General features: G+C 60.5%; 7 protein-coding genes. 3 read left to right on the top strand and 4 right to left on the bottom strand.

Translation table 11 applies throughout. From position 1 onward, the window contains the following. Nucleotides 1–105 precede the first annotated feature (105 nt). The 3 genes from AC3WJW_RS26570 to fdhA all read left to right on the top strand — a co-directional run bounded on the left by AC3WJW_RS26570 (nt 106) and on the right by fdhA (nt 3,113). Nucleotides 106–738 carry a sarcosine oxidase subunit gamma gene (locus AC3WJW_RS26570; protein WP_493728034.1) on the top strand — a complete coding sequence of 211 codons (633 nt, stop codon included), beginning with the start codon at nt 106–108 and terminating at the stop codon, nt 736–738. Nucleotides 739–894: 156 nt separating this feature from the next. Next, complete coding sequence (purU, locus tag AC3WJW_RS26565; RefSeq protein WP_015097122.1) at nt 895–1,752, top strand: formyltetrahydrofolate deformylase; 858 nt, start codon at nt 895–897, stop codon at nt 1,750–1,752. Nucleotides 1,753–1,913: 161 nt separating this feature from the next. Beyond that, nucleotides 1,914–3,113: a formaldehyde dehydrogenase, glutathione-independent gene (gene fdhA, locus AC3WJW_RS26560; protein WP_007980407.1), complete on the top strand. Its 1,200-nt coding sequence runs from the start codon at nt 1,914–1,916 to the stop codon at nt 3,111–3,113. 45 nt (nt 3,114–3,158) lie between these two features. Here fdhA and AC3WJW_RS26555 read toward each other — a convergent pair whose 3' ends face one another. The 4 genes from AC3WJW_RS26555 to AC3WJW_RS26540 all read right to left on the bottom strand — a co-directional run bounded on the left by AC3WJW_RS26555 (nt 3,159) and on the right by AC3WJW_RS26540 (nt 5,752). Then, nucleotides 3,159–3,641, bottom strand: coding sequence for a DUF3757 domain-containing protein (locus tag AC3WJW_RS26555; RefSeq protein WP_493728033.1), 483 nt, complete (start codon nt 3,639–3,641; stop codon nt 3,159–3,161). A gap of 165 nt (nt 3,642–3,806) precedes the next feature. Beyond that, nucleotides 3,807–4,481: an anti-sigma factor gene (locus AC3WJW_RS26550; protein WP_493728032.1), complete on the bottom strand. Its 675-nt coding sequence runs from the start codon at nt 4,479–4,481 to the stop codon at nt 3,807–3,809. Then, on the bottom strand, nt 4,478–5,104 hold the full coding sequence (locus AC3WJW_RS26545) for a sigma-70 family RNA polymerase sigma factor (protein ID WP_493728031.1): 627 nt from the start codon (nt 5,102–5,104) through the stop codon (nt 4,478–4,480). Before AC3WJW_RS26545 ends, AC3WJW_RS26550 begins: the two co-directional genes overlap by 4 nt. Before the next feature lie 54 nt (nt 5,105–5,158). After that, entirely contained in the window at nt 5,159–5,752 is a 594-nt protein-coding gene (locus tag AC3WJW_RS26540; RefSeq protein WP_493728030.1) for a fasciclin domain-containing protein, read from the bottom strand. Nucleotides 5,753–6,000 lie beyond the last annotated feature (248 nt).

Here is a 6,000-nt window from a genome sequence, read left to right as displayed (position 1 = left end):
GGCTCGCTCCCACAGGAGATCGCGTACCCCTTGTGGGAGCGAGCCTGCTCGCGAAAGCGGCAGAACAGTCTCCCCAGGGCTAACAGAATTCAGGAAAGGTGCTTTATGACCGCAGCCAATGTTTACCAACAACGCCCAACCTCCGGGGCCAAGGCCGAGTCGTCGTTGCATCATGCCGACCTCGCCAGCCTGGTGGGCAAGGGGCGCAAGAACGCCGGCGTGACCGTGCGCGAGAAAAAACTCCTCGGCCACCTGACCATTCGTGGCGATGGCCACGATGCCGCGTTTGCCGCCGGCGTGCACAAGGCCCTGGGCATTGAATTGCCGGGCGCGCTGAGTGTCATCGTCAAAGGCGAGACCAGTCTGCAGTGGATGGGCCCGGATGAGTGGCTGCTGATCGTGCCGACCGGTGAAGAACTGGCCGCCGAGCAGAAACTGCGCCAAGCACTGGGCGATCTGCACATTGCAATCGTCAACGTCAGCGGTGGCCAGCAACTCCTCGAACTGAGCGGCCCGAACGTGCGCCAGGTGCTGATGAAGTCCACCAGCTACGACGTGCACCCGAACAACTTTCCGGTGGGCAAAGCGGTCGGCACGGTGTTCGCCAAGTCGCAACTGATGATCCGTCACACCGCCGAAGACACCTGGGAACTGCTGATTCGTCGCAGCTTCTCGGACTACTGGTGGCTGTGGTTGCAGGATGCTTCTGCCGAGTATGGCCTCAGCGTCCAGGCCTGATCACCACCTTCCTCTGTGGGAGCGAGCCTGCTCGCGATGGACTTGAGAGCGACGCGTTAAATCAGGAAGTACGCGTCATCGTTGACGTCCATCGCGAGCAGGCTCGCTCCCACAGAGGGGTGCTTTGTTTACAGATCTCACAGGAGTCACCGCACCATGAGCCGCGCCCCAGACACATGGATTCTGACCGCCGACTGCCCCAGCGTCCTCGGCACCGTGGACGCGGTGACCCGCTTTCTGTTCGAGCAGGGCTGCTACGTCACCGAGCACCATTCCTTCGATGACCGGCTCTCGGGCCGTTTTTTCATTCGTGTGGAATTCCGTCAACCCGACGGCTTCGATGAGCAATCATTCCGCGCGGGGCTCGCCGAGCGCGGTGAAGCCTTCGGCATGATCTTCGAACTGACTGAACCGAACTACCGGCCGAAAGTGGTGATCATGGTTTCCAAGGCCGATCACTGCCTCAACGATTTGCTTTATCGCCAGCGCATCGGCCAATTGTCGATGGACGTTGCCGCGGTGGTCTCCAATCATCCGGATCTCAAACCACTGGCTGACTGGCACCAGATTCCGTACTACCACTTCCCGCTGGACCCGAACGACAAGCCGTCGCAAGAGCGTCAGGTGTGGCAGGTGATCGAAGAGTCCGGTGCCGAGCTGGTGATCCTTGCGCGCTACATGCAAGTGCTGTCGCCAGAGTTGTGCCGCAAGCTCGATGGCAAGGCGATCAACATCCACCACTCCCTGCTGCCGGGTTTCAAGGGTGCCAAGCCCTATCACCAGGCCTACAACAAGGGGGTGAAACTGGTGGGCGCCACGGCGCATTACATCAATAACGACCTTGATGAAGGCCCGATCATTGCCCAGGGCGTCGAGGCAGTGGACCACAGCCATTACCCGGAAGACTTGATCGCCAAGGGGCGGGATATCGAAGGGCTGACGCTGGCGCGGGCGGTGGGTTATCACATTGAGCGCCGCGTGTTTTTGAATGCCAACAGGACGGTGGTCCTGTAGCGATTTCGATATCGCCAAGATCGCAGCCTTCGGCAGCTCCTACAGGGGTATGCGGTCATTGTAGGAGCTGCCGAAGGCTGCGATCTTTTGATTTACCGAGCACTTAACGCGCTGCCTGCCTGGGCGACGCGGTTCCATAAAAACAACAGCGAGGTGAAAGCATGTCTGGCAATCGTGGTGTGGTGTATCTCGGCGCTGGCAAGGTCGAAGTACAGAAGATTGACTATCCGAAAATGCAGGACCCGCGCGGTCGCAAGATCGAGCACGGGGTCATTCTCAAAGTGGTTTCCACCAACATCTGTGGTTCCGACCAGCACATGGTGCGCGGGCGTACCACGGCGCAAACCGGCCTTGTGTTGGGCCACGAAATCACCGGCGAAGTGATCGAGAAGGGTAGCGACGTCGAGAACCTGAAAATCGGCGACCTGGTGTCCGTACCGTTCAACGTGGCTTGCGGGCGCTGCCGCTCCTGCAAGGAAATGCACACCGGCGTGTGCCTGAGCGTCAACCCGGCCCGCCCGGGCGGTGCTTACGGTTATGTCGACATGGGCGACTGGACCGGCGGCCAGGCGGAATACGCCATGGTGCCGTACGCCGACTTCAACCTGCTGAAACTGCCGGACCGCGACCGGGCGATGGAAAAAATCCGCGACCTGACCTGCCTCTCCGACATCCTGCCGACCGGCTATCACGGTGCTGTGACTGCCGGCGTTGGCCCAGGCAGCACTGTGTACATCGCTGGCGCCGGTCCGGTCGGTCTGGCGGCGGCGGCTTCGGCTCGCCTGTTGGGCGCGGCGGTGGTGATCATCGGTGACGTCAACACCGTTCGCCTGGCCCATGCCAAGGCCCAGGGCTTCGAGATCGCCGACCTGTCCCTGGACACGCCGCTGCACGAACAGATCGCCGCACTGCTGGGCGAACCGGAAGTGGATTGCGCCATCGACGCCGTCGGCTTCGAAGCCCGTGGCCATGGCCATGACGGTGTGAAACACGAAGCCCCGGCCACCGTGCTCAACTCGCTGATGGGCGTGGTGCGTGTGGCGGGCAAGATCGGCATTCCCGGCCTCTACGTGACCGAAGACCCGGGTGCTGTCGACGCTGCCGCGAAAATGGGCAGCCTGAGCATCCGTTTCGGGCTGGGCTGGGCCAAGTCCCACAGCTTCCATACCGGCCAGACCCCGGTAATGAAGTACAATCGCGCGCTCATGCAAGCGATCATGTGGGACCGTATCAACATCGCCGAAGTGGTGGGCGTTCAGGTGATCAGCCTGGATCAGGCTCCGCAGGGTTATGGCGAGTTTGATGCGGGCGTGCCGAAGAAGTTTGTGATTGATCCGCACAAGATGTTCAGCGCGGCGTAAGCGTCGGGTAAAAAAAAGGGCGACCGAGGTCGCCCTTTTTTGTGTTCAATGACCTGTTGGGGGCGTGGTCAGGAACTTGTAGTTGAATTCACATTCCTTTTGGACAAGTGAGTCGCATTGCGCAACGTAGTTGGCTTTATGGGAGGCGCCGACCTTTTCTTTAACAGGCTTCCACTTCGTTCCGTTGACGGGTGCCCACCCTACGAAGGAGTACAGTGTCATTCGGGCAAACGCGTTCCACTCGTCACCCTCGTAATCACAGGACACCACATCCCCGTTTCCTTCGGAGCTGACAGTCCGGTAGAGCGCACCGGTGAACACGAAGGTTTCAAGATCTCCTTCATCGGCATAGGGGTTTTCGCCTACCCACAGGCGGCCATTTGGGCCGGGGGCGGAATAGCTGTAGCCTTGCTCATCTTTCTTTTGTGTGATGCTTGAAGCTGACGGACACACAGCGATTGCCGCCAGGGCGTTAGTTGTGAATATCGACAGTAATATGGCGCTTGCCGAGAGTGTTTTTAGTATCATGATGTACTCCTCTACATGGATTTGAGTCGTCATGTTGGAGGATGGGAAATTCGATGTGTACTCTCATTAATGATAGTTTTATGCAGCGTTTCGATATGACGGACAGCGTAAAGGTCAGGGAAAGGAAAGGCGCAAGGCGCGCTCATGAGGCGCGCTTTGTTCGCGTCAAAGCGAAGCCAATGAACCTTGATAAAGGACGGGTCCAGTCGGTTGCCCGGTCGGCGAGCCGCCCTTCGGCTCAAGGCTGACCGCCAGCGCAATCGGCTTGCCGATCAGCGCTTTCTGCGCCTCGCTCAATTCGACCTTGCCTTTGCCGTTCGGCGGAATCACGCCGAGGGAAATCGGTTTGCCGTCCGCCGGTATCGCCCACAGTTCCAGGCTGCGATCCGGCCCGATTGCGGCCAAGGCCAGTGGCTCGACTTGCAGGTAATCCTCGTGGACTTGCACGCGCAACGCCGGTTGCGCGTCGGCGCTCACCAGCGTGGCGATGTAGCGGGCGTCGTCGGGGAGGTAGAGTACGCCGAGCGTCACTGCGATCAGCAGCGAGCAAACCGCTGCCGTCACTCGCAGCCAATTCCAGAACGGACGCTTCTCTGGTACGTGCAGCACTTGTGGTTCGATCCGCGCGGTAATGCCTTGCCAGACGCGATCCGGCACCGGCTGCTCCGGCAGGGCATCGGTCAGGCTGACCAGGCTTTCCTGCCACTGTGCCAGTTCTGCGCGCATGGCTGCATCTTCCAGCAACAGCTGTTCGAAACGCCGGCGCGCGGTGGCAGGCATCAGGCCAATGGCATAGTCGGCGGCGAGGGCGCGGCGCAGGGTCGGGGTTCGATAGTTCATGATTCAAGGCACCTGCGCAGGCGTTCCATGCCGCGGCGGATCCAGGACTTCACCGAACCCAGCGGCGCGGCCAGGTGTTCGGCCAGTTCGGAGCACGACAGTCCCTGGAAATAGGCGACGGTAATCGACTGGCGCTGCATGCCTTCGAGGCTGTCCAGGCAACGGTTCAAGGCGTTGGCTTCACGAGCACTGTCCAGTTGCTCGTGGGCCGATGGGCTTTCATCCACGAGCCTCTGTTCTTCGAGATCGCTCAATGGCCGATCGCGGTGTTTGCGCAACTGGTCGATGGCCTGATGACGGGTGATATTGATCATCCAGGTCAACGGCGCCGACAGATGCGCTTCGTAGCGTGATGCATTGTTCCAGATGCGCACGAAACTCTCTTGCAGCACCTCTTCGGCCAGGTCCGGACGGCCCATGAAGCGCAATGCTACCCCGTGCAGGCGCGGGCCGACGCTGCGGTACAGCGTCTCGAAGGCGCGGCGGTCGCCCAGTGAACACTGGGCCAGCAGTTGCCTGAGCTGATCGGCGTCGGCGATGGGAATGGCGGTTCTCCCGGAAAGCGGGGCAGGTGGCCGGTTGCAGGCAGAGGTTAGTTCACGGCGCGCAGTTGTTCCATTCACGGCGAACACCTCGGAAGGACCGCCGCCCCCGAGGCGCGAGGGCGGCGGCACGGCTCAGCTTTTTGGCATCAGCACTTTGTCGATGACCTGAATGACCCCGTTGGACTGGTACACGTCGTAGGTGGTGATGTCAGCGACGTCACCCTTTTCATCCTTGATGGTGATGTTGTGCGGACCGTTCATCATGGCCCACAGTTTGCCGCCGGCCACCGTGGTCAGTTCTGCCTTGCCGCCACCTGCCCTGATTTTCTCGGACAGGGTCTTCATGTCGAGTTTCCCGGCGACCACGTGGTAGGTGAGGATGTGGGTCAGCGTGGCCTTGTTGGCCGGTTTGAGCAGGGTGTCGACGGTGCCCGCGGGCAGGGCAGTGAAGGCCGAATTGACCGGGGCGAACACGGTGAACGGACCTTTGCCCTTGAGCGTGTCAACCAGGCCGGCGGCTTTTACAGCGGCGACCAGGGTGGTGTGATCGGCGGAGTTCACTGCGTTATCGACGATGTCCTTGCTCGGCAGCATGGTCTGGCCGCCGACCGTGACGGTGCCGTGGCCCATGTCCGCCGCTTGCACGGTGTTCAGGACGAGTCCGCCACCAAGGGCCAGGGTCAGCAGGCTGGCAATCAATGGTGTTTTGATCGAAGTGCGTTTCATGGTGATGATCCTTGTGATGAGAATCGGCCAGGGGTGTCTGTCCGTGCTTGATATACGCAGACAAGGTGGGATTGGATGCAGTGGACCGCTATTTGCCACGACACCGACCTTGTAGGAGCTGCCGGAGGCTGCGATCTTTTGATCCTGGCGATATTGAATTTGCCGAAGATCAAGATCAAAAGATCGCAGCCTCCGGCAGCTCCTACAGGGCCGGGAACAATCCTTGAGGGCGTCAGTCCAATGGACAG

The sequence above is a fragment of the Pseudomonas sp. GW821-FHT07G06 genome (assembly GCF_058986625.1).
Note: the sequence above shows the minus strand (reverse complement) of the source record. Positions and strands in the feature narration are given on the sequence as shown.

Bases quoted from the DNA above. Each gene is read 5' to 3' on its own strand.
- fdhA (WP_007980407.1), top strand. From the start codon at position 1,914: ATGTCTGGCAATCGTGGTGTGGTGTATCTCGGCGCTGGCAAGGTCGAA.
- AC3WJW_RS26540 (WP_493728030.1), bottom strand. From the start codon at position 5,752: ATGAAACGCACTTCGATCAAAACACCATTGATTGCCAGCCTGCTGACC.
- purU (WP_015097122.1), top strand. From the start codon at position 895: ATGAGCCGCGCCCCAGACACATGGATTCTGACCGCCGACTGCCCCAGC.
- AC3WJW_RS26570 (WP_493728034.1), top strand. From the start codon at position 106: ATGACCGCAGCCAATGTTTACCAACAACGCCCAACCTCCGGGGCCAAG.
- AC3WJW_RS26550 (WP_493728032.1), bottom strand. From the start codon at position 4,481: ATGAACTATCGAACCCCGACCCTGCGCCGCGCCCTCGCCGCCGACTAT.
- AC3WJW_RS26555 (WP_493728033.1), bottom strand. From the start codon at position 3,641: ATGATACTAAAAACACTCTCGGCAAGCGCCATATTACTGTCGATATTC.